Genomic DNA, 21,001 nt, shown 5'->3' on the forward strand with positions numbered 1-21,001 from the left:
GTGGACGGTCTTCGGGCCTGAGAGGCCCGGAGAACCGTTTTGAGGCGCGAAAAGCCGAGCCCCAGTGGTTACCCCTGTGGTATGATCGCGAGCTTGTTCAGACGGACGGCGTAACCCTCGATGGCTGAATTTGCCAAGGAAATCTTCCCGGTCAATCTCGAAGACGAGATGCAGCAGTCCTACCTCGATTACGCAATGAGCGTAATCGTGGGCCGGGCCCTCCCCGATGTCCGTGACGGCCTCAAGCCGGTCCATCGCCGCGTGCTCTACGCGATGCGCGAGCTGGGCAACGACTACAACAAGCCCTACAAGAAGTCGGCGCGTGTGGTCGGTGACGTGATCGGTAAGTACCACCCGCATGGCGATTCCGCCGTTTACGACGCCATCGTGCGCATGGCGCAGCCGTTCTCGATGCGCTACATGCTGGCCGACGGGCAGGGCAACTTCGGCTCCATCGACGGCGACTCCCCGGCGGCCATGCGGTACACCGAGGTGCGCATGGCGCGCATCGCGGCGGAACTGCTGGCCGACATCGACAAGGAAACCGTCGACTTCATCGACAACTACGACGGCTCCGAGAGCGAGCCGGCGGTGCTGCCGAGCAAGTTCCCCAACCTGCTGGTCAACGGCTCCGCCGGGATCGCGGTGGGGATGGCGACCAACATCCCGCCGCATAATCTGCGCGAGGTGATCAACGCCTGTGTGGCCCTGATCGACGACCCCGAGATCTCCATCGATGGTCTGATGGAACACCTGCCGGGCCCGGACTTCCCGACGGCCGGCATCATCAACGGCATCGAGGGCGTTCGCGAGGCCTACCGTACCGGTCGCGGCCGGGTCCTGATCCGGGCACGCTCGCATGTCGAGCCGCTGGAGGGTGGCCAGCGCGAGGCGATTGTGGTTACCGAGCTGCCCTACCAGGTGAACAAGGCACGCCTGACCGAGAAGATCGCGGAGCTGGTGAAGGAGAAGCGCATCGAGGGCATCTCCGAGCTGCGCGACGAGTCGGACAAGGACGGCATGCGTCTGGTCATCGAGCTCAAGCGTGGCGAGATGGCCGAGGTGGTCCTGAACCACCTGTACATGCACACCCAGATGCAGAACGTCTTCGGCATCAACATCGTCGCCCTGGTCGACGGACAGCCGAAGGTGCTGGACCTGCGTCAGGTGCTGGAGGCGTTCCTGCGGCATCGTCGCGAGGTGGTCACCCGGCGCACGATCTTCGATCTGCGCAAGGCCCGGGAGCGCGCCCATATTCTGGAAGGCCTGGCGATCGCGCTGGCCAACATCGATCCCGTGATCGAGCTGATCCGTGCCGCCCCCAACCCGGCCGAGGCCAAGGCCGGCCTGCTGGCCCGCGGCTGGCCGCTGGGCGTGGTCAGTGACATGCTGGACCGCGCCGGGGCCAGCGCCTCGCGGCCGGAGGACCTGGCGCCGGAATACGGCGTGGGCGACGACGGCTATCGCCTGTCCGAGGCCCAGGCACAGGCGATCCTGGACCTGCGCCTGCACCGCCTGACCGGGCTGGAACAGGACAAGATCCTGGACGAGTACCGCGAGCTGCTGGAGCTGATCGACGACCTGCTGGATATCCTCGGCTCCGGCGATCGCCTGCAACTGGAGATCCGCAACGAGCTGCTGGCCGTGGCCGAACAGTTTGGCGACGAGCGCCGCAGCGAGATCCGCGAACGCCAGGCCAACCTGACCCTGGAAGACCTGATCGGCGAGGAGGACGTGGTCGTCACGCTCTCGCACGCCGGCTACGTGAAGTACCAGCCAGTGGCGGACTACCGCGCGCAGCGCCGGGGCGGGCGTGGCAAGGCCGCGACCAGCTTCAAGGAAGAGGACTTCATCGACCGTCTGGTGGTGGCCAACACCCACGACACGATCCTGTGCTTCTCCAGCCGGGGTCGGGTGTACTGGCTGAAGGTCTACGAGCTGCCGCAGGGCTCGCGCGCCTCGCGCGGCAAGCCGATCGTGAACCTGCTGCCGCTGGAGTCCGACGAGCGGATCAACGCGATCCTGCCGGTGCGCGAATACGACCCGGACCACTATGTGTTCATGGTCACCGCGCAGGGGACAGTCAAGAAGACACCGCTGACGGATTTCTCGCGCCGCCGGGCCTCCGGCATCATCGCGGTGGATCTGCGCGAGGGCGACCACCTGGTGGACGTGTCCCTGACCGACGGCACCCTCGACGTGATGCTGGTGACCACGGCCGGCAAGGCCGTGCGCTTCCACGAGAGCGACGTGCGCGCCATGGGGCGCACCGCCTGTGGCGTGCGCGGGGTGCGCATGGAAGGCGATCACCGGGTGATTGCCCTGCTGAATGTGGACGAGGGATCGGCGCTGCTGGCGACCGAGCATGGCTACGGCAAGCGCACCCGCTTCGACGAGTTCCCGGTCCACCGCCGTGGCGGTCAGGGCGTAATCGCGATCCAGACCGAGGGGCGCAACGGCCCGCTGGTCGGGGCTTCGCGGGTCCTGGACGATGACGAGGTGATGCTGATCACCAACGGCGGGACCCTGGTGCGCACGCCGGTGGATCAAATTCCGCTGATCGGGCGCAATACGCAGGGCGTGCGGCTGATTCGGCTTGACGAAGGCGAGAACCTGGTCGAGCTGGCCCGTGTGGCCCAGCTGCAGGGCGAGGCCGGCGACGAAGAATCCGACGAGATGGAAACCGGGGCGGACCCGGAGACGGGTCCCGAATCCAGCGACGATGGAGAACAGGCATGACGCGAGTGATGAACTTCAGCGCGGGGCCGGCGGCCCTGCCGCAGGCGGTACTCGAGCGGGCGCGTGACGAGCTGCTGGACTTCCGCGGGTCCGGGATGTCGGTGATGGAGATGAGTCACCGCGGCAAGCCGTTCATGGCCGTGGCCGAGAAGGCCGAGCAGGACCTGCGCAAGCTGATGAACATCCCCGAGAACTATTCGGTCCTGTTCCTGCAGGGCGGGGCGACCGGACAGTTCGCGGCCATCCCGCTGAACCTGGCCAATGGCCAGAGCACCGACTACATCGATACCGGGGCCTGGTCCGGCAAGGCGATCAAGGAGGCCCAGAAATACGGGCCGGTGAACATCGTGGCGAGTTCGCAGGCAAGCGGCTACGACTCGATCCCGGATCGTGCCTCCTGGAACCTGGACCCCAATGCCGCCTACGTGCACTACACGCCGAACGAGACCATCGGCGGCGTGGAGTTTCCCGATATCCCGGATGTGGGTGACGTGCCGCTGGTCGCGGACATGTCCTCGACCATCCTGTCGCGCCCGATCGATGTCTCGAAGTTTGGCGTGATCTATGCCGGGGCGCAGAAGAATATCGGCCCGGCCGGCCTGACCGTGGTGATCGTGCGCAACGACCTGCTGGAACGCGAGCGCCAGGCACCCGTGCCGGCGGTGCTGGACTGGGCCCTGCAGGCGAAGAATGACTCGATGTACAACACCCCGCCGACCTTTGGCTGGTACCTGGCCGGGCTGGTATTCGAGTGGCTGCTGGAGCAGGGCGGCCTGGAGGCGATGGCCGAGATCAACCAGCGCAAGGCGGCCAAGCTGTACCAGTACATCGACAATTCCGCCTTCTACCGGAACCCGGTGGAGCCCGCGGCCCGCTCCTGGATGAACGTGCCGTTCATCCTCGCGGACGACGCCCTGGACGGGTCCTTCCTGAACGAGGCCGATGCGGCCGGCCTGTCCTCGCTGAAGGGCCACCGGTCGGTGGGCGGCATGCGCGCCAGCATCTACAACGCCGTTCCGGAGAGCGCCGTGGATGCGCTGATCGAGTTCATGGCGGACTTCGAGAACCGCCACGCCTGATCCCGTCGAATCGCTGTTGCCGGGGACGCTACCGGACGAGGAGGTCGTGATGTACCGGATTCAGACCTACAACAACATCGCCGTGCGCGGGCTGGATCGTTTCCCGCGTGACCATTACGAGGTCGCCTCGGATATCAATCAGCCGGACGCGCTGATGCTGCGCTCCTTCGACCTGCATTCGGTGGAGATCCCGGATTCGGTCCTGGCGGTGGGGCGCGCCGGGAGCGGGGTCAACAATATCCCGGTGGCGGCCCTGTCCGAGCGCGGCGTGGCCGTGTTCAACGCCCCCGGCGCGAATGCCAATGCGGTGAAGGAACTGGTCATCGCCGGGCTGTTGCTGGGTGCCCGCAACCTGCTGCCGGCGGCTGGCTACGTGCAGGAGCTGGACCCCTCGAAGGAAGATTTCATGTCCGCGGTGGAACAGGGCAAGAAGAAGTTCACCGGCTTCGAACTGCCGGGCCGGCGTCTGGCCGTCCTGGGCCTTGGGGCGATCGGGGTCGGCGTCGCCAACGCCGCCCGTGCGCTGGGCATGGAAGTGGTCGGCTTCGACCCCAAGGTCACGGTGGAAAACGCCTGGCGCCTGGATTCCGGCATCGAGCGGGCGCGCTCGGTAGAGGCGGCCATGGAAGGGGCCGACGCCGTCACCGTACACGTGCCGCTGACCGAGAATACCGCCAATCTGGTGAACGCCAAGACGCTGGCCGGCATGAACCCCGGGGCGATGGTGCTCAACCTGGCCCGCGAGGGGATCGTCGATGACACGGCCGTGCGGGAAGGACTGGATGCGGATCAACTGCATGCCTACATCACGGACTTTCCGGTACAGGGCATGGTGGGCCACCCGCGGGTGATCACCCTGCCGCATCTGGGCGCCTCGACGACCGAATCCGAGGAGAACTGCGCGGTCATGATCGCCGACCAGCTCCGGGACTACCTGGAGAACGGCAACGTGGTGAACTCCGTGAACCTGCCGACCCTGGTACTGGACCGCAAGGGAGATACCCGCATCGCGATCATCAACCGGAACCTGCCGGACCGGGTCGGGCGCATCTCACACACGCTGGGCGAATCGAATATCAACATCCTGCACCTGATGAATGACTCCCGTGGCGATCTGGCCTACACCCTGATGGACGTGGACGGCCACCCCAACGCGGAGACCCTGGACGCCCTGCACCGGATCGACGGCGTGCTGCGGGCCCGGGTGCTGTAGGCGATGGCCGGGGATCCGTATTCGTCGCCATCCGCCGAGGACCGCGAAGACCTCGCGGCCCTGCGCGCGCGTATCGACGCGCTGGATGCCGAACTCCTGGAGCGGCTGAGCGAGCGCGCCCGCTGCGCCGAGGCGGTGGCGCGGGTCAAGCGCAGCCAGGAGAGCGACCCGGTGTTCTACCGTCCGGAGCGCGAGGCCGAGATCCTGCGGCGGGTGCGCGAACGGAATCCCGGCCCGCTGTCCGACGAGGCCATCACGCGGCTGTTCCGCGAGATCATGTCCGAGTGCCTGGCGCTCGAGCATCCGCTCCATGTCGCCTATCTCGGACCGGTGGGGACCTTCACTCACCTGGCGGCGCGCAAGCACTTCGGCCATGCCGTCGAGACCCAGCCGCTGGCCTCGATCGATGCGGTGTTCGGCGCGGTGGAGACCGGGCGCGCGCAGTTCGGCGTGGTGCCCATCGAGAACAGCTCCGAGGGGGTCGTCACCCACACCGTGGACTGCTTCATGGATTCCTCCCTCCAGATCTGTGGCGAGGTCGTGACCCCGATCCACCACCACCTGCTGTCCCGGGCCGAGGATCTCGGGCAGGTGCGGCGGGTCCTCGCGCATGCGCAGGCGCTGGCGCAATGCCGCCAGTGGCTGGATAGCGAGCTGCCCCATGCCGAGCGCGAGGCGGTCTCCAGCAACGCCCGGGCGGCCGAGATCGCGGCGCAGGATCCCACCGCGGCGGCGCTGGCCAGCCAGGCGGCGGCGGAACACTACAACGTGCCGGTGCGGGCCCCGCATGTGGAGGACCGCGCCGACAACACGACGCGCTTCCTGATCATCGGCTCGGGGACCACGGAACCCAGCGGGGCGGACCGCACATCGGTGATGCTGAGTACCGCCAACCGGCCGGGGTCGCTGTATTCGCTGCTCAAGCCGATCGCGGAGGCCGGCATCAGCCTGACCCGCATCGAGTCGCGCCCCTCACGCTGCACGCCGTGGAACTACGTGTTCTTCCTCGATCTGGTCGGGCACCAGCAGGACCCGCTGATCCGCGACTGCCTGGAGCAGCTGCGCGCCAGTGCCGATACCGTCAAGGTCCTGGGGAGCTATCCCCAGGCCGCCACCTGACTCGTCCACTCGACATCGCCGAGGTTTCCCGCATGGCATCCAACGCTTCCGTATCCGCTGCGGCCGGCCCGGGCTTTGATCCCGTGGCCCTGGCGGTCGCCGGGGTCCAGGGCCTCAGCCCGTATCAGCCTGGCAAGCCCGTGGCCGCACTGGAGCGCGAACTGGGGATTAGCCAGGCGATCAAGCTGGCCTCCAACGAGAACCCCCTGGGTCCGTCGCCGCGTGCGGTGGAGGCGGGCCGCGTGGCGCTGGCCGAGGCGCATGTCTATCCTGACGGGAACGGCTTCGAGCTGAAGGCCCGGCTGGCCGAGCGCCATGGCGTCGCCCCGGAACAGATCACGCTCGGCAACGGCTCCAACGAGGTGCTGGAGCTGGTCGCGCGCACCTGGCTGGCACCGGGCCGGGCGGCCGTGTTCTCCGCGCATGCGTTTGCCGTCTACCCGCTGGTTACCCAGGCGGTGGATGCCGAGGCACGGGTCGCGCCCGCGCTGGGGGCGGACCATCCGGAGCAGCCCTTCGGGCATGATCTCGAGGCCATGCGGGCACGGGTGGATGGCGACGTGCGCGTGGTGTTCGTGGCCAACCCGAACAACCCGACCGGGACCTGGCTGGATGGTTCGGCGCTGGAGGCCTTCGTGGCGGCGATGCCGGCGACCACCGTGGTGGTCGTGGACGAGGCCTATTTCGAATACGTCGAGGCGGCCGGGTATCCCGACACCACACAGTGGCTGGATCGCTATCCGAACCTGATCGTGACCCGGACCTTTTCCAAGATCCAGGGCCTGGCCGGCCTGCGCCTCGGCTACGCGGTCAGTTCCCCGGCGGTCGCGGACCTGCTCAACCGGGTCCGACAGCCGTTCAATGTCAACGCCATTGCCCAGGCCGCGGGCCTCGCGGCGCTGGACGATACCGCGCATGTGGAGAAATCGGTGGCCGTGAACCGCGACGGGTTGCGGCAGGTGAGTGCGGCCCTGCGGGATAAGGGGCTGCGTGTGATTCCGTCGGTGGGGAACTTCGTGACCTTTGACACCGGGCGTGATCCGGCCCCGGTATACGAAGGCCTGCTGCGCGAGGGCGTCATCACGCGGCCGGTGGAGAATTACGGCCTGCCCGGTCACCTGCGGGTCACCATCTCGACCCGGGAAGACAACGACCGCTTCCTCGCGGCACTCGACAAGGTCCTCGCGTGATCGAACGGCTGGTCATCTTCGGGGTCGGCCTGATCGGCGGCTCGCTGGCGCTGGCCCTGCGCGAGGCCGGCGCGGTACGCGAGGTGGTCGGCTGCTCGCGCAATGCCGACAACCTGCGCGAGGCTCAGCGGCTGGGCGTGATCGACCGCTGGACCACGGACGTCGCCGCGGCCGCGGAGGGCGCCGACCTGGGCGTGCTCGCCGTGCCATTGGGCGCGATGGAGCCGCTCGCCCGCGACCTGGCGGCCGCCTGGCCCGAGGACAGCCCGCTAACCGACGTGGGCAGCAGCAAGCAGGCAGTGATCGATGCGGTGGGCGCCGGCTTCGGTGCGGTCCCGCGCGCCTTCGTGCCCGGCCACCCGATCGCCGGGACCGAGAAAAGCGGGGTAGGGGCCGCCTTCCCCAGTCTGTTCCGCGATCGCCTGGTGATCCTGACGCCGGCCGATGCCACCAACCCGCTGGCCACCGACCGCGTGGCGGCCATGTGGCAGGCCGCCGGCGCGCGGGTCGAATACATGACCCCGGCGCATCATGACCGGGTCCTGGCCGCGACCAGCCACCTGCCGCATGTGCTGGCGTTCACGCTGGTCTCGTCGCTGGCGAACATGAGCGAACGCGACGAGATCTTTCACTACGCCGCCGGCGGGTTTCGCGACTTCACGCGCATCGCCTCCAGTGACCCGGTGGTCTGGCGCGATATCTGCCTGGCCAACCGCGACGCCATCCTCGAGGTCATCGGGCAATACCAGAACGACCTCGAGACGCTGCGCGGCGCGATCGAACGCGGCGATGCCGCCACCATCGAACAAAGCTTTGAACATGCCAAGGAAACCCGCGATCGCCTCTGCGACCCCGCGGATGCACAACTGGATACCTGAAACCCCATGAATACCTTTACCGTACAGCCCGGAGGCCAGCTTGCGGGCCACGCCCGCGTGCCGGGCGACAAATCGATTTCCCACCGCGCCATCATGCTCGGGGCGCTGGCCGAGGGCGAGACCCATGTGACCGGCTTTCTCGAAGGGGCGGATTGCATCGCCACGCTGGAGGCCTTCCGCGCGATGGGCGTGGCCATCGAACGCACCGGACCGGGCTGCGTGCGCATCCAGGGCGCCGGTCTTCGCGGGCTGCAGGCCCCGCCGACTGCGCTGGACATGGGCAACTCGGGGACCGCGATGCGGCTGCTGTGCGGGGTCCTCGCCGGGCAGGCCTTCGACAGTGAACTGGTCGGCGATCGCTCTCTCTCCGGGCGTCCGATGCGCCGGGTCACCAACCCGCTGGCCCGCATGGGGGCCAGGATCGAGACCAGCGATGCCGGGACGCCCCCCCTGCGGGTGCACGGCGGCGCCTCCCTGCGGGGTACCGACCATGTGCTCGAGGTCGCCAGCGCCCAGGTCAAATCCGCCCTGCTACTGGCAGGCCTGTGGGCAGATGGCAAGACCTGCGTGACCGAGCCGGCAGCCACGCGGGATCACACCGAACGCATGCTGGCCGGCTTCGGTTACGCGGTCGAACGCGACGGGCCACGGGCCTGCGTCGAGGGGGGTGGCCGGCTGGTCGCGAGTCCGGTCGATGTGCCGGCGGATATCTCCTCGGCCGCCTTTTTCCTGGTCGGGGCCTCGATCGCGGCCGGTTCGCGCATGCATCTGGAGCATGTCGGCATCAATCCGACCCGCACCGGTGTGATCGATATCCTGCGCCTGATGGGCGCCGAGATCCGCATCCTCAACGAACGCGAGGCAGGCGGCGAGCCGGTGGCGGATCTGGAGGTCGAGGCCGCCCCGCTCAAGGGGATCCAGATTCCGGAGCACCTGGTGCCGCTGGCGATCGACGAATTCCCCGCGATCTTCGTCGCCGCGGCCTGCGCCGAGGGCGAGACCGTACTGACCGGCGCCGAGGAGCTGCGGGTCAAGGAGAGCGACCGTATCCAGGTGATGGCCGACGGCCTCGCCGCGCTCGGGGTCGACTGCGCCGTGCAGCCGGATGGTATCCGGATCCAGGGCGGCGATGGCTTCACCGGTGGCGAGATCAACAGCCACGGCGATCACCGCATCGCCATGTCGTTCGCGATGGCGGGCCTGCGGGCCACCGCCCCCATCCGGATCCACGATTGCGCGAACGTGGGTACATCCTTCCCCGGCTTTGTGGCGCTTGCACGCGAGGCCGGGCTGCAGCTGGAGGCCGCATGAGTTCGGAAATTCCGGTACTGACCATCGACGGCCCGGGCGGGGCCGGCAAGGGCACGGTCTGCATGCGCGTGGCCGCCGCCATGGGCTGGCATCTGCTGGACAGCGGCGCGCTGTACCGTCTGTTGGGGCTGGCGGCACGCCAGCACGGGGTCGAGCTGACCGACGAGGCCGCACTCGCTCGACTGGCCGCCGGTCTCGACGTCGACTTCGAGGTGAATCGAGACGCGACGGCGGTGACGACCCTGCTGGAGGGGGCGCCGGTCGATCAGCTGCTGCGCACCGAACAGGCCGGCAGCGATGCCTCCCGGGTGGCCGCCATCCCGGCCGTGCGCGAGGCCCTGCTGGAGCGCCAGCGCGGCTTCGCCAAGCCCCCCGGGCTGGTCGCGGACGGGCGCGATATGGGGACCGTGGTCTTCCCCGCGGCGGACCTGAAGATCTTTCTCACGGCCTCTGCCGAGGAAAGGGCGCGCCGGCGTTACATGCAGTTGAAGGAACAAGGACTTAGTGCTAATCTCTCCGCCCTTCAGGACGAGATGGAGGCCCGCGACCGTCGCGACCGCGAGCGCAGCGTGGCCCCCCTCAAGCCCGCCGAAGATGCCTGGGAACTGGATAGCACGGACCTCGACATCGTTGGCGTGGTGGACATGATCCTGGAGCGCCTCCGGGACGTACTCCCGGAACAAAGCCCCCGCCCCGCGGAATAAGCCGTCGGAAGCGGGATTATCAACGTCTAGAACTGGTTGCAGGAAGTTTCTGCAAGCATTTGTTAAACCACAGGTTCACAAATCCATGAGTGAAAGTTTCGCGCAACTGCTCGAAGAGAGCATGGCCTACACCCAGATGCAGCCGGGTGCCATCCTCAGTGCCACCGTCATTGAGGTAACCCCGGACGTCGTCGTGGTGAACGCCGGCCTGAAGTCCGAGGGGGTCATCCCCACCGAGCAGTTCATGAACGACGAGGGTGAGCTCGAGGTCAAGGTCGGCGATGTCGTCGAAGTGGCCCTCGAGACCCCGGAAGACGGTTTCGGCGAGACGCGCATGTCGCGCGAAAAGGCCAAGCGGGCCAAGGCCTGGGACCGTCTCGAAGCTGCGATGGAAGAAGAGCAGTACGTCACCGGCAAGATCTCCGGCAAGGTCAAGGGCGGTTACACCGTCGAGCTGGGCGATATCCGGGCGTTCCTGCCGGGTTCACTCGTGGATGTCCGTCCGGTGCGCGATACCGCTTATCTGGAAGGCAAGGAGCTGGAGTTCAAGCTCATCAAGCTGGATCGCCGCCGCAACAACGTGGTCGTGTCGCGCCGCGCCGTGGTCGAGCAGGAATACAGCGCCGAGCGCGAGGAACTGCTGAAGAACCTGCAGGAAGGCGCGCAGGTCAAGGGCATCGTCAAGAACCTCACCGATTACGGTGCGTTCCTGGATCTGGGCGGCATCGACGGCCTGCTGCACATCACCGACATGGCCTGGAAGCGCGTCAAGCATCCGTCCGACGTGGTCGAGATCGGCCAGGAAGTCGAGGTCAAGGTCCTGAAGTTCGATCGCGAGCGCATGCGTGTGTCGCTGGGCCTGAAGCAGCTGGGCGAGGATCCGTGGGAGAACATCACCCGCCGTTACCCGACCGGCACCCGCATCTTCGGCAAGGTCACCAACATCACCGACTACGGCTGCTTCGTGGAAATCGAAGACGGCGTGGAAGGCCTGGTGCACGTGTCCGAGATGGACTGGACCAACAAGAACGTCAACCCGGGCAAGATGGTCGCGATCGGCGACGAGGTCGAGGTGATGATCCTGGACCTGGACGAAGAACGCCGCCGCATCTCGCTGGGCATGAAGCAGTGCCAGTCGAATCCGTGGGACGACTTCGCGGCCAACCACAACCGCGGCGAGAAGGTCAGCGGCCAGATCAAGTCGATCACCGATTTCGGCGTGTTCGTGGGCCTGGAAGGTGGCATCGACGGCCTGATCCACCTTTCCGATCTGTCCTGGCACGAAGCGGGCGAAGAAGCCATTCGCAACTTCAAGAAGGGTGACGAGGTCGAGGCCGTGGTCCTGTCCGTGGATCCCGAGCGCGAGCGTATCTCCCTGGGCCTGAAGCAGCTGGATCGCGATCCGTTCGCCAACTTCGTGGCCGAGCACAGCAAGGGCAGCATTGTCTCCGGCACGGTCAAGGAAGTGGATGCCAAGGCAGCCGTGGTCGAACTGGCTGACGGCATCGACGGCATCCTGCGCGCGGCCGATATCTCCCAGGACCGCGTGGAAGACGCCAGCACCGTGCTGAAGGTGGGCGATACGGTCGAGGCCAAGTTCATGGGCGTCGACAAGAAGACCCGCGCCATCAGCCTGTCGATCAAGGCCAAGGACCGGGCGGAAGAAGCCGAGATGGTCTCCGACTACGGCAGTAATGCCGGCGGCGGTACCACGCTGGGCGATCTGCTGAAGGAACAGATGGACAAGAACGACTAAGTCCGTTCCGTCGTGGCCCGCGGTGCCAAGGGGTGCCGTGGGCCATTTTGTACCGGGAAACCGGATTTCCTTCCTGTCTGTGACGAGTGCCAGATGACCAAATCGGAATTGATCGAGAACCTCGCCCGGAAGTCACCTCATCTGCCAGCCAGGGACGTGGAGATGTCCGTCAAGGCATTGCTCGAACGCATGAGCCACGCGCTGGCGAACGGGCAACGGGTGGAGATTCGCGGCTTTGGCAGCTTTTCGCTGCACTTCCGGCCACCCCGACTGGGCCGGAACCCCAAGACCGGTGAAGGCGTTGCCTTGCCCGGCAAGCATGTCCCTCATTTCAAGCCCGGCAAGGAATTGCGCGAACGGGTAAACGATTCTGTAGCCGAAAACGGCTAGACCGTCCATGGACGAGCGGCGGCGACAGAAGATTCGCAACACCGTGGCGTTTGTCGCGCTGATCCTGATCTCGTCCGCGGTCGGTATTCTTGTTGTTCTGAACGAAGCCCTGGTGACACTGGTGTTGCCGGGTCTCGAGATCGAGGCCCCCCTGGTGGTGTTCCTCGGGTTGGCCGCCTTGTTTGGAGTGATCCTGGCCTCGCTGGTGCTCTGGCTGCGCCTGCGCCGGCTGCGGCAGAAGATCGCCGACCTGCGCGAGCAGAACCATGCCCTCAAGGTCGAGGTCGAGCAGCTGCGTACCGCACCCATGCGGGATTTCTACTAGCCGCATCGCCATGCGGTCTTCCATACCTTTTGTTTCGCTGTCCGTACCCGGGGAGCGTACTCGCCGATGATCAATGACTGGTTCTGGTTGCTGCTCCCGCTCGCCGCGGCAAGTGGTTGGTGGCTGGCACGCTATGGCGTGCCGGAAGACCAGGAAGAGCGCGAGCCGTCACTGGATCGTTACCTCGAGGGCGTACGCCACCTGCTGGATGATCGCACCGATGATGCGCTGCAGGCCTTCATCGAGATGGTGGAGGTCGATCACGAGACTTTCGAGACGCATGTAATCCTCGGGCGGCTGTTCCGGCGCCGGGGCGAGGTGGATCGCGCCATTCGCATCCACCAGAACCTGGTGGCGCGCCCGACGCTGCCGGCGGCCCAGCGGGCCCAGGCCCTTTGCGAGCTCGGCGAGGACTTCCTGCTGGCGGGAGTGCTGGACCGGGCCGAGGCCGTCTTTCGCGAACTCGCGGACTCGCCGCACCAGGCCGTGCCGGCCCTGGAGGGCCTGCGCCAGGTCTACGAAACCCAGCGGGAATGGGAGCGGGCGATCGAGGTGGGCGACCGGCTGAAGGCGCATGGGGTCGCCCATGAACAGCTGCGGATCGCCCACTACCACTGCGAACTGGCGCGGATCGCGCTGGACCAGGACGACCACGAGGAGGCGAGGGCGCGCGCGAAACAGGCCGAGGAACTGGTTCCCGGTCTGTCGCGGGCTCTGCTGATCCAGTCGGAGATTGCGGCGCGCGCCGGCGAGATCCGCGAGGCGATCCGGTTCGGGCGGGATGCCGTGGCGCGCACCCCGCAACTGGCGCCCCTCCTGGTGCCCCGGATCGAGCGCCTGCATCAGGAACTGCCCGGCGAGAACCGTCTGGGGCAGCTGGAGGAACTCCTGGACGACCTGGCCCGAAGTCGCGGGATCACCATGGCGCGGATTGCCCTGATGCGGCTGTACCGGCGCACGGGACGGCTGGACGCCGCGCTTTCCGAACTGGGGCAGATCCTGGCGCAACGCCCGGTCCCGACCTCGGGCCTGCTGGAGGCGGTTCGCTGGATGAAGATCCTGCCGGCGGTGCAGCAATACAGCACGGAATTCTCGGCGTTCGAGAAGGCCCTGGCCGACCAGCTTGGCAGCCAACACTTGTACCAATGCGGGAACTGCGGCTACCAGGGACGGGCGCATGTATGGCAGTGCCCGAGCTGCCGGCGCTGGGATACCCTGCGCGGGCTTGATTTCGATATCGACCAGACGACGGAAGCCGCCGAGGAGGCGTTGATCCGCGAAGGGAGCCACCACCCATGAGCCGACCCACGACAGTGACCCCGGAACCCGCCACGCGCCTGATCGTCGCCCTCGACTTTGCAGAGGCCGATGCGGCGCTGGCATTCGCCCGACAACTCGACCCGGCGCAGTGCGCCCTGAAGGTCGGCTTCGAACTGTTCGTGGTCGCCGGTCCGGCGCTGCTGCAAAGGCTCCACGACCTCGGCTTTCGGGTGTTTCTGGACCTGAAGTTTCACGACATCCCGAATACCGTGGCGGCTGCCTGCCGGGCCGCGGCGCGTACCGGCGTGTGGCTGATCAACGTACATGCCAGCGGCGGCCTGGAGATGATGCGGGCCGCACACGAAGCGGTACGCGAAACCAACGACACCACGGCGCTGCTGGCCGTCACGGTGCTGACCTCCAGCGACGCCGGCACCCTGCGTGAGATCGGCGTGAGTCGCGAGCCGGCCGATCAGGTGGGCTTGCTGGGGGAACTGGCGATACAAAAGGCGGGGCTGGAGGGCCTGGTGTGCTCGGCGCAGGAGGCCGCCATGCTGCGGCGCCGGCTGGGCGAGCGGCCACTCCTGGTAACACCGGGGATCCGGCTGGAAGACACGGGAGGCGATGACCAGAAGCGTGTCATGACCCCCGAGCGGGCCCTGGAGGCGGGCGCCAGCGCGATCGTGGTCGGCCGGCCGATCACCCGCGCCCCCGACCCGGCCGCGGCGATGGAGGCCTTCGTCACAAGCCTGAACATGCCGAATGACGCCGTGGAATGAGGGGGTTTTCCGGCGGGGCTGTTCTCGCTAGGATGCCCGGGTAGTCTCGGGTTGAAGGTTGGAATCCGGGTCTACCACGCGGTGCACGGATGCACCGATCGTTCAACGAAGATAAGGAGCGTTTTCATGAACAAGCTGTTCCAATGCGCGAAGTGCTGGGCCCTGGCGGGCCTCTGTGTCCTGCCACTGGTCATGGTGACCGCATCGGGCGGCCAGCCGGTCAACCTGAACGGGGCATCGGCCGACGAGCTGGCCGCACTGGAGAACGTGGGACCGGTCAAGGCGCAAGCCATTGTGGAGCACCGCGAGGCACACGGTGACTTCGCCTCGGTCCAGGCCCTGACCGAGGTGTCCGGGATTGGCGAGCGCACCGTGGAGATGAACCTCGAGCGCATCGTCGTCGAGTAGCGAGACGGGTGGCGGCATGGGCCGCCACTCACTACCGGCCCCCGGTCGACGGGTCCGAAAGGATGCGTTGGCCGGGGGTTTGCTGTGAAGTCACCAGGAGAAGGAATGAGCCAGAATCACGCCCCGATTCGTACCGCCGTGTTCCCGGTTGCCGGGATGGGTACGCGCTTTCTGCCGGCGACCAAGGCAAACCCGAAAGAGATGCTTCCGGTCGTGGACAAGCCGTTGATCCAGTACGCGGCGGAGGAGGCCGTTGCCGCCGGCATCGAGACCCTGGTGTTCGTGACCGGGCGAAACAAGCGATCCATTCCGGATCACTTCGACAAGGCCTACGAACTCGAACACGAGCTGGAAGAGCGGGGCAAGACCGAACTGCTCGAGCAGGTTCGGAACATCGTTCCCCCCAATGTGACCTGCGTCTATGTGCGTCAGTCCGACGCACTCGGTCTCGGACATGCGGTGGCCTGCGCGCATCCGATCGTCCGCAACGAACCCTTCGCGGTAATCCTGGCCGATGACCTGATCGAATCGGCCAACGGCGGGGCGACGCGGCAGATGGTCGAGCAGTACGCCGAGCACGGCTGCAGCGTGCTGGGGGTGGAGGAGGTGCCGCCCGATCGCACCCACCAGTACGGCATCATCGACCCGGTGCAGACCGGCCCGCGCAGCTGGGACGTCAAGGGCATCGTGGAAAAGCCCGACCCCGACCATGCGCCATCCAGTGTCGCGGTGGTCGGGCGCTATGTCCTGACCCCGAAGATCTTCGAAATGCTGGCAACCCAGAAGCCGGGGGCGGGCGGCGAGATCCAGCTGACGGACGCGATCGCACGCCTGCTCGAACTGGAACGGGTGACGGCCTTCAACTTCGAGGGGCGTCGCTTCGACTGTGGGTCGAAGCTGGGTTACCTGGAGGCGACGGTGGAGTTTGCACTCAACCATCCGGAACTGAAGGACGACTTCGCCGCATACCTCCGGGCCCGCTCGGCGGGCTGATCGAGTCCGTCACAACCCGGGCCGCTACCACCAGAAACGGCGCTGGCGCGGCCGGATGGGCAGGCGGCCGCGCCAGTACTGGATCAGCAAGAAGCCGAAGGCCATGCCGCCCAGGTGGGCGAAGTGGGCGATGCCGGCGAGGGTGCCCGAGATTCCCAGGTACAGTTCCAGCGCCCCGTAGCCGATGACGAAATACTTCGCCTTGATCGGAATCGGCAGGAAGATCAGGAACAGGCGCTGGTTGGGGAACATCATCCCGAACGCCAGCAGAACCCCGAATACGCCCCCCGACGCGCCGATGGTCGGATAGATCATGTCGCCGTTGCCGTAGGCGGTCACGAACAGCTGCACCAGCCCGGCCCCGATCACGCAGACCAGGAAATACACGGCGAAAGTGCGCGAGCCCCAGGCATTCTCGATCTGCACGCCCAGCATCCACACGGCAAACAGGTTCACGAACAGGTGAATCGGGCCGCCGTGCAGGAAGCCGTAGGTCACCAGCTGCCATAACTGGAAGTCCGGAACCCGCATCCAAGTGCCGTCCTGGTGGATAGTGGCCGGGGTGCCGACGGGCCAGAGCCCGAAATGGTTGACGAGCCAGTCGCCCAGCCAGGGCATCGCGAGAAACAGAGCGACGTTGGTGATCAGCAGGAAGCCGATCACCGGCGGCAGCATGCTGAAATCGGGGTGCCGCGGATCCGGATGCGTCATGGGCGCGGGCGGGCGTCAGGTGCCGCTGAAGTCGTCGGTCACGGCGCCTCGGCTCGCCGAACCCACCAGCCGGGCATACTTGCCCAGCACCCCGCGATCAAAGCGCGGGGCGGGGGTCGTCCAGCGGGCGCGCCGACGCTCCAGCTCGGTGTCATCGACCTGCAGGGCCAGGCGGTTCTCGCTGGCATCAATCTCGATGACGTCGCCGTCCTGGACCAGCGCGATCGTGCCGCCGACGGCGGCCTCCGGCGCGACATGGCCAACCACCATCCCGTAGGTGCCGCCGGAGAAGCGACCATCGGTAATCAGGCCGACCGCATCGCCCAGACCAGCCCCGATAATGGCTGCGGTGGGGGCCAGCATCTCGCGCATGCCGGGCCCGCCGCGCGGGCCCTCGTAGCGGATGACCAGGATATCCCCCGCCTGGATCCGTCCGGCCAGGATCGCGTCCAGGCATTCTTCCTCGGAATCAAAGCAGCGCGCGGGGCCCGAGATCGCGGTCCGCTTGAGACCAGTGATCTTGGCCACGGCGCCCTCGGCGGCCAGATTCCCCTTGAGGATGGCCAGGTGCCCGTGTGGATACAGCGGCCGGTCTAGGGGGCGAATGATGTCCTGGTCCTCCGGGGGAGTCGCGGGAATATCGCGCAGGGTCTCGGCCAGCGTCGCGCCGGTGATGGTCAGGCAGTCGCCGTGCAACCACCCGGCATCCAGCAGCATCTTCATCACCTGGGGTGTCCCGCCCACCGCATGGAACTGGGTGGTGACATAGCGCCCGGAAGGCTTCAGATCGCACAGGACCGGGACCTTGCGGCGAACCCGCTCGACATCGTCGATGTCCAGCGGCACATCCGCCGCGTGCGCGATCGCCAGCAGATGGAGTACGGCATTGGTGGAACCGCCCAGCGCCATGACCACGGCGAGGGCATTCTCGAAGGCCTCGCGGGTCAGAATGTCGCGTGGCCGGCGGTTGGCGTGGATTGCGTCCAGCAGGACCTCCGCCGAACGCGCCGCGGAATCGCCCTTTTCCGGGTCCTCCGCCGCCTGGGTGGAGGACCCGGGCAGGCTCATCCCCATGGCCTCGAAGGCGCTGGACATGGTGTTGGCGGTAAACATGCCGCCACAGGAACCGGCGCCGGGGCAGGCGTTCTTCTCCACGCCCAGCAGATCCTCGTCGGACAGCTTGCCAGCCCCATGCTGTCCCACGGCCTCGAAGGCGCTGACAATGGTCAGGTCCTGGTTCTTGTAGTGCCCCGGCTTGATCGTGCCGCCGTAGACGAAGATCCCGGGCACATTGAGCCGGGCCAGCGCGATCATCGCTCCGGGCATGTTCTTGTCGCAGCCACCGGTGGCCAGGATGCCGTCCAGGCTCTGGCCATTGACGACGGTCTCGATGGCGTCCGCGATGACCTCGCGCGAGACCAGGGAGTACTTCATCCCGGGGGTGCCCATCGAGATGCCGTCGGAGATGGTGATTGTGCCGAAGGTCTGGGGCATGCCCCCGGCCTGACGCACCGCCTGCTCGGCTCGGGCGGCGAGGGCGCCGATCCCCATATTGCAGGGGGTGATGGTGCTGTGGGCATTGGCGATCCCCACGATCGGGCGCCGGAAATCGTCATCTCCGAAACCGACCGCGCGCAGCATCGCGCGATTCGGCGTCCGGCGCGGGCCTTCTGTGACGACGCGACTGCGCCGGTTGTCCTGTGCCATATGCGTCCCTGTCGTATTGGGTTGAACGGGGTGCCCCAAGAAGCGGCGGCCGCGATCAATGGGCGCCGGGATCCCCGTGGCGCGAATAGCGTCCATTCATGAACCGGTCAAAGAACTGCCCGAGGGCCGGATGCTCGATCTGCTCCCCGCGCGGATCCGGTTCCAGGTGGCGTTCGGCCACGTAGGTGCTGTGCGAATAGCCATCCACCAGTACGTGATACCACGGCTGATCCTTCGGCGGACGACTCCTGGCCACCGTCTCGTACCATTCATCGGAACCGGCGTATACCGGGTCCACGTCGACGATCACACCGCGGTAATCGAACTTGGTATGGTGAACCAGTTCACCGACGGTAAAGCGTGTGCGTGTGGTCATGATCCCCTCTGTACTGCGTCGGTGCGCCTTTTCTATTGTGGACCGCCACCGGCGTTGCATGTTCAGGGCACGCCGCGCCGGTTTACCTGTTTGCAGCTCCTGACACGCCCTCACGGAACCGCCATGAATCGTAACCCGACCGGCCTGAGTCCACGTTTCCACAACGAAGTACCGCAGGGCGATGATCGCGAGCGCCGCGTCTGTGACCATTGTGGCTTCGTGGACTACGAGAACCCGCGAATCATCGTCGGGAGCGTGGCCATATGGGAGGATCGCGTCCTGCTATGTCGCCGGGCGATCGAGCCCCGCCGAGGTTACTGGACCCTGCCGGCCGGTTTCATGGAAAAGGGCGAGAGCCCGGGTGAGGGCGCCCGCCGCGAGGCCTGGGAAGAGGCCCGCGCGGAGCTGGAAGTCGATCAGTTGCTGGGGGTGTACAGCGTGCCGCACGTCGGGCATGTGCAGATGATCTACCGGGCGCGCCTGCTGAGCGACACGATCGCCCCCGGCCCGGAGTCCGAAGAGGTGAAGCTGTTCCCGTTCGACGCCTTGCCGCCGCTGGAGGAACGTGCGTTCCCGTCCGTGAGCTGGGCGCTGCGTCATTACCTGGAAACCCGCGAGCGGATCGACTTCGCCCCGCGCTCGGCGCCGTTGCCGGAGGCGGACGAAGCGGTGCCGGGGCTCTGAACCATTCTGCCAACTATTGTGGCGCGTCGCGCTGCGGCCCGTAGTGGCGGAACTTCTCCAGCACCCGGTCCATCTCCGCGTCATCCAGCAGCGCGGGCCCGCCGATCTGCAGACTCAGGACGTACTGGCGCGCCAGCAGCTCGACTTCCTCGGTGAGCCACAGGGCCCGCTCAAGGTCCGGCCCGGTGGCGATCATGCCGTGGTTGGCGAGTAGACAGGCAGTACGGTCCTCGAGGGCCTCAACCGCCAGGCGCGAAAGCGCCTCCGTACCGAAGGTCGCATACGGCGCGCAGCGAATGGAGTTCCCGCCCGCCGCCGCGATCATGTAGTGCAGGGCAGGGATGTCGCGTCCCTGGATGGCCACCACGCTGGCGTACACAGAGTGCACGTGGACAACCGCGCCCAGCTCCGGGCGGGCCTGCAGGATCGCGCGGTGGAAGTGCCACTCGCTGGAGGGCTTGCGCTGCGGGTCCCAGCGCCCGGCGGCATCCACGTACACCAGGTCCTCCGGACGCAGGGCCTCGTAGGGCACACCGGATGGCGTGATCAGCATGCCATCGCCCAGGCGCACACTGATGTTGCCCGACGTGCCCTGATTGAGGCCGCGGCGGTTGGTCTCCAGGCCGGCGTGGATGACGGCCTCGCGCAAAGCGGTCGCGTCGGCGGGTGGGAGGCTGTATTCGTGCATGTGGGTACCAGACGACTGGGTGCCGGGCGATTGTAACGGGCCTCCGGGAACCCCGCGCGCGGAGCAGGGTCAATGGGGCAGGTCTGGCGAGTTTTCGCGGGACCCTTCGCCCCGTGGCAAGGCGGCCGGCGGGTCGTCTACAGTTCTCGGGTAGCGTTCAGGCTTCGGCTCGCCCGCCACGGGCGAGATTCTTTTCGTTACAGGGAGGAAGCACCATGAAGAATGCCGCACGTCTTGTCACCGCCTCGGCCGTGGCCGCCGCGCTCACCCTCGGGTTGAGCGCTGGCAGCACCGTCCACGCCTTTGACGAACACGAGGCGACCATCGACTACCGTCAGGGCGTGATGCGCGCGATCGGCGGGAACGTCGGGGCCATCGCCGCCGTGGTCGTGGATGGAGCCGATTTCGGGGACAACCTCGAGATGCACACCAGCCAGCTGGTGGCGCTCAGTCAGGATATCCCCAGCCTGTTCCCCGAGGGCAGCGACTTCCCGGATACCGATGCCAAGGAAGAGATCTGGGATGACTGGGAGCGCTTCGAGGAACTCTCCAACGACACCCGCGAGGCCGCCGAGGCGCTCCATGCCGCCGTGGAGGCGGGCAACGAAGACGAATACGCCATTCGCTTCCGCAACCTCGGGCAGTCCTGTCAGGCCTGCCACGACGACTTCCGCCGCGACTGATCGGTGGC

The 21,001-nt window shown here is 66.8% G+C and carries 21 protein-coding genes; 17 read left to right on the top strand and 4 right to left on the bottom strand.

The annotated features are described in order from the left end of the window. Positions 1–120 precede the first annotated feature (120 nt). The 15 genes from gyrA to galU all read left to right on the top strand — a co-directional run bounded on the left by gyrA (position 121) and on the right by galU (position 16,144). Complete coding sequence (gyrA, locus tag F793_RS0102340; protein WP_018879095.1) at positions 121–2,739, top strand: DNA gyrase subunit A; 2,619 nt, start codon at positions 121–123, stop codon at positions 2,737–2,739. Next, positions 2,736–3,818: a 3-phosphoserine/phosphohydroxythreonine transaminase gene (gene serC / locus F793_RS0102345; protein ID WP_018866291.1), complete on the top strand. Its 1,083-nt coding sequence runs from the start codon at positions 2,736–2,738 to the stop codon at positions 3,816–3,818. Before gyrA ends, serC begins: the two co-directional genes overlap by 4 nt. A 49-nt stretch (positions 3,819–3,867) precedes the next feature. After that, positions 3,868–5,031 (top strand): phosphoglycerate dehydrogenase, encoded by a 1,164-nt coding sequence (locus F793_RS0102350; protein ID WP_018882097.1) that lies wholly within the window; start codon positions 3,868–3,870, stop codon positions 5,029–5,031. 3 nt (positions 5,032–5,034) lie between these two features. Continuing rightward, positions 5,035–6,150 carry a prephenate dehydratase gene (pheA, locus tag F793_RS0102355; protein ID WP_018882096.1) on the top strand — a complete coding sequence of 372 codons (1,116 nt, stop codon included), beginning with the start codon at positions 5,035–5,037 and terminating at the stop codon, positions 6,148–6,150. A gap of 32 nt (positions 6,151–6,182) precedes the next feature. Then, complete coding sequence (hisC, locus tag F793_RS0102360; protein WP_018882095.1) at positions 6,183–7,340, top strand: histidinol-phosphate transaminase; 1,158 nt, start codon at positions 6,183–6,185, stop codon at positions 7,338–7,340. Next, positions 7,337–8,218 carry a prephenate dehydrogenase/arogenate dehydrogenase family protein gene (locus tag F793_RS0102365; protein ID WP_018866295.1) on the top strand — a complete coding sequence of 294 codons (882 nt, stop codon included), beginning with the start codon at positions 7,337–7,339 and terminating at the stop codon, positions 8,216–8,218. The genes hisC and F793_RS0102365 overlap by 4 nt, the downstream gene beginning before the upstream one ends. 6 nt (positions 8,219–8,224) lie before the next feature. Further along, a complete protein-coding gene (aroA, locus tag F793_RS0102370; protein WP_018882094.1) occupies positions 8,225–9,529 on the top strand; it encodes a 3-phosphoshikimate 1-carboxyvinyltransferase in 1,305 nt (434 codons plus the stop codon). Further along, positions 9,526–10,233, top strand: coding sequence for a (d)CMP kinase (gene cmk, locus F793_RS0102375; RefSeq protein ID WP_018882093.1), 708 nt, complete (start codon positions 9,526–9,528; stop codon positions 10,231–10,233). Before aroA ends, cmk begins: the two co-directional genes overlap by 4 nt. Before the next feature lie 49 nt (positions 10,234–10,282). Further along, positions 10,283–11,989 carry a 30S ribosomal protein S1 gene (rpsA, locus tag F793_RS0102380; RefSeq protein ID WP_255349376.1) on the top strand — a complete coding sequence of 569 codons (1,707 nt, stop codon included), beginning with the start codon at positions 10,283–10,285 and terminating at the stop codon, positions 11,987–11,989. A gap of 93 nt (positions 11,990–12,082) precedes the next feature. Then, complete coding sequence (locus tag F793_RS13520; RefSeq protein ID WP_018866299.1) at positions 12,083–12,379, top strand: integration host factor subunit beta; 297 nt, start codon at positions 12,083–12,085, stop codon at positions 12,377–12,379. Positions 12,380–12,386: 7 nt separating this feature from the next. Next, positions 12,387–12,704: a lipopolysaccharide assembly protein LapA domain-containing protein gene (locus F793_RS0102390; RefSeq protein ID WP_018875465.1), complete on the top strand. Its 318-nt coding sequence runs from the start codon at positions 12,387–12,389 to the stop codon at positions 12,702–12,704. Positions 12,705–12,770: 66 nt separating this feature from the next. Then, positions 12,771–14,003, top strand: a complete 1,233-nt coding sequence (locus F793_RS0102395; RefSeq protein WP_018875466.1) for a tetratricopeptide repeat protein — start codon at positions 12,771–12,773, stop codon at positions 14,001–14,003. Next, the gene (gene pyrF, locus F793_RS0102400) at positions 14,000–14,743 is read left to right on the top strand and encodes an orotidine-5'-phosphate decarboxylase (protein WP_155985257.1); all 744 of its coding nucleotides are present in this window, start codon (positions 14,000–14,002) and stop codon (positions 14,741–14,743) included. The genes F793_RS0102395 and pyrF overlap by 4 nt, the downstream gene beginning before the upstream one ends. Positions 14,744–14,869: 126 nt before the next feature. Then, on the top strand, positions 14,870–15,151 hold the full coding sequence (locus tag F793_RS0102405; RefSeq protein ID WP_018875468.1) for a ComEA family DNA-binding protein: 282 nt from the start codon (positions 14,870–14,872) through the stop codon (positions 15,149–15,151). A 105-nt stretch (positions 15,152–15,256) separates the two neighbouring features. Then, entirely contained in the window at positions 15,257–16,144 is an 888-nt protein-coding gene (galU, locus tag F793_RS0102410) for a UTP--glucose-1-phosphate uridylyltransferase GalU (protein ID WP_018866304.1), read from the top strand. Positions 16,145–16,168: 24 nt separating this feature from the next. Here galU and F793_RS0102415 read toward each other — a convergent pair whose 3' ends face one another. Genes F793_RS0102415 through hspQ form a run of 3 tightly spaced genes read right to left on the bottom strand, consistent with a single transcriptional unit; the run spans position 16,169 to position 18,938 of the window. Next, a complete protein-coding gene (locus F793_RS0102415; protein ID WP_018875469.1) occupies positions 16,169–16,855 on the bottom strand; it encodes a rhomboid family intramembrane serine protease in 687 nt (228 codons plus the stop codon). Between the two features lie 15 nt (positions 16,856–16,870). Further along, the gene (ilvD, locus tag F793_RS0102420; RefSeq protein ID WP_019592766.1) at positions 16,871–18,562 is read right to left on the bottom strand and encodes a dihydroxy-acid dehydratase; all 1,692 of its coding nucleotides are present in this window, start codon (positions 18,560–18,562) and stop codon (positions 16,871–16,873) included. Positions 18,563–18,617: 55 nt separating this feature from the next. Then, complete coding sequence (gene hspQ, locus F793_RS0102425; protein WP_018866307.1) at positions 18,618–18,938, bottom strand: heat shock protein HspQ; 321 nt, start codon at positions 18,936–18,938, stop codon at positions 18,618–18,620. 123 nt (positions 18,939–19,061) lie between these two features. Here hspQ and F793_RS0102430 point away from each other — a divergent pair, with 123 nt between their 5' ends. Next, the gene (locus F793_RS0102430) at positions 19,062–19,622 is read left to right on the top strand and encodes an NUDIX domain-containing protein (RefSeq protein WP_018866308.1); all 561 of its coding nucleotides are present in this window, start codon (positions 19,062–19,064) and stop codon (positions 19,620–19,622) included. Positions 19,623–19,635: 13 nt separating this feature from the next. Here the strand turns inward: F793_RS0102430 and F793_RS0102435 are convergent, their stop codons facing one another. Then, on the bottom strand, positions 19,636–20,310 hold the full coding sequence (locus tag F793_RS0102435) for an L-fuculose-phosphate aldolase (RefSeq protein WP_026280843.1): 675 nt from the start codon (positions 20,308–20,310) through the stop codon (positions 19,636–19,638). Between the two features lie 215 nt (positions 20,311–20,525). Between F793_RS0102435 and F793_RS0102440 the strand changes: the two genes are divergently transcribed. Next, complete coding sequence (locus F793_RS0102440) at positions 20,526–20,993, top strand: cytochrome c (RefSeq protein WP_018866310.1); 468 nt, start codon at positions 20,526–20,528, stop codon at positions 20,991–20,993. Positions 20,994–21,001: the final 8 nt, after the last annotated feature.

This window comes from Thioalkalivibrio sp. ALE22, from assembly GCF_000381445.1.
In the GTDB taxonomy this organism is placed as follows: Bacteria; Pseudomonadota; Gammaproteobacteria; order Ectothiorhodospirales; family Ectothiorhodospiraceae; genus Thioalkalivibrio.

What these genes read in the sequence shown, in the direction of transcription:
- ilvD (WP_019592766.1), bottom strand. Translation starts at nt 18,562, where the DNA reads ATGGCACAGGACAACCGGCGCAGTCGCGTCGTCACAGAAGGCCCGCGC.
- F793_RS0102390 (WP_018875465.1), top strand. Translation starts at nt 12,387, where the DNA reads ATGGACGAGCGGCGGCGACAGAAGATTCGCAACACCGTGGCGTTTGTC.
- pheA (WP_018882096.1), top strand. Translation starts at nt 5,035, where the DNA reads ATGGCCGGGGATCCGTATTCGTCGCCATCCGCCGAGGACCGCGAAGAC.
- aroA (WP_018882094.1), top strand. Translation starts at nt 8,225, where the DNA reads ATGAATACCTTTACCGTACAGCCCGGAGGCCAGCTTGCGGGCCACGCC.
- hspQ (WP_018866307.1), bottom strand. Translation starts at nt 18,938, where the DNA reads ATGACCACACGCACACGCTTTACCGTCGGTGAACTGGTTCACCATACC.
- cmk (WP_018882093.1), top strand. Translation starts at nt 9,526, where the DNA reads ATGAGTTCGGAAATTCCGGTACTGACCATCGACGGCCCGGGCGGGGCC.
- serC (WP_018866291.1), top strand. Translation starts at nt 2,736, where the DNA reads ATGACGCGAGTGATGAACTTCAGCGCGGGGCCGGCGGCCCTGCCGCAG.
- F793_RS0102440 (WP_018866310.1), top strand. Translation starts at nt 20,526, where the DNA reads ATGAAGAATGCCGCACGTCTTGTCACCGCCTCGGCCGTGGCCGCCGCG.
- F793_RS0102430 (WP_018866308.1), top strand. Translation starts at nt 19,062, where the DNA reads ATGAATCGTAACCCGACCGGCCTGAGTCCACGTTTCCACAACGAAGTA.
- gyrA (WP_018879095.1), top strand. Translation starts at nt 121, where the DNA reads ATGGCTGAATTTGCCAAGGAAATCTTCCCGGTCAATCTCGAAGACGAG.
- F793_RS0102350 (WP_018882097.1), top strand. Translation starts at nt 3,868, where the DNA reads ATGTACCGGATTCAGACCTACAACAACATCGCCGTGCGCGGGCTGGAT.
- hisC (WP_018882095.1), top strand. Translation starts at nt 6,183, where the DNA reads ATGGCATCCAACGCTTCCGTATCCGCTGCGGCCGGCCCGGGCTTTGAT.
- F793_RS0102415 (WP_018875469.1), bottom strand. Translation starts at nt 16,855, where the DNA reads ATGACGCATCCGGATCCGCGGCACCCCGATTTCAGCATGCTGCCGCCG.
- F793_RS13520 (WP_018866299.1), top strand. Translation starts at nt 12,083, where the DNA reads ATGACCAAATCGGAATTGATCGAGAACCTCGCCCGGAAGTCACCTCAT.
- galU (WP_018866304.1), top strand. Translation starts at nt 15,257, where the DNA reads ATGAGCCAGAATCACGCCCCGATTCGTACCGCCGTGTTCCCGGTTGCC.
- F793_RS0102395 (WP_018875466.1), top strand. Translation starts at nt 12,771, where the DNA reads ATGATCAATGACTGGTTCTGGTTGCTGCTCCCGCTCGCCGCGGCAAGT.
- F793_RS0102405 (WP_018875468.1), top strand. Translation starts at nt 14,870, where the DNA reads ATGAACAAGCTGTTCCAATGCGCGAAGTGCTGGGCCCTGGCGGGCCTC.
- pyrF (WP_155985257.1), top strand. Translation starts at nt 14,000, where the DNA reads ATGAGCCGACCCACGACAGTGACCCCGGAACCCGCCACGCGCCTGATC.
- F793_RS0102435 (WP_026280843.1), bottom strand. Translation starts at nt 20,310, where the DNA reads ATGCACGAATACAGCCTCCCACCCGCCGACGCGACCGCTTTGCGCGAG.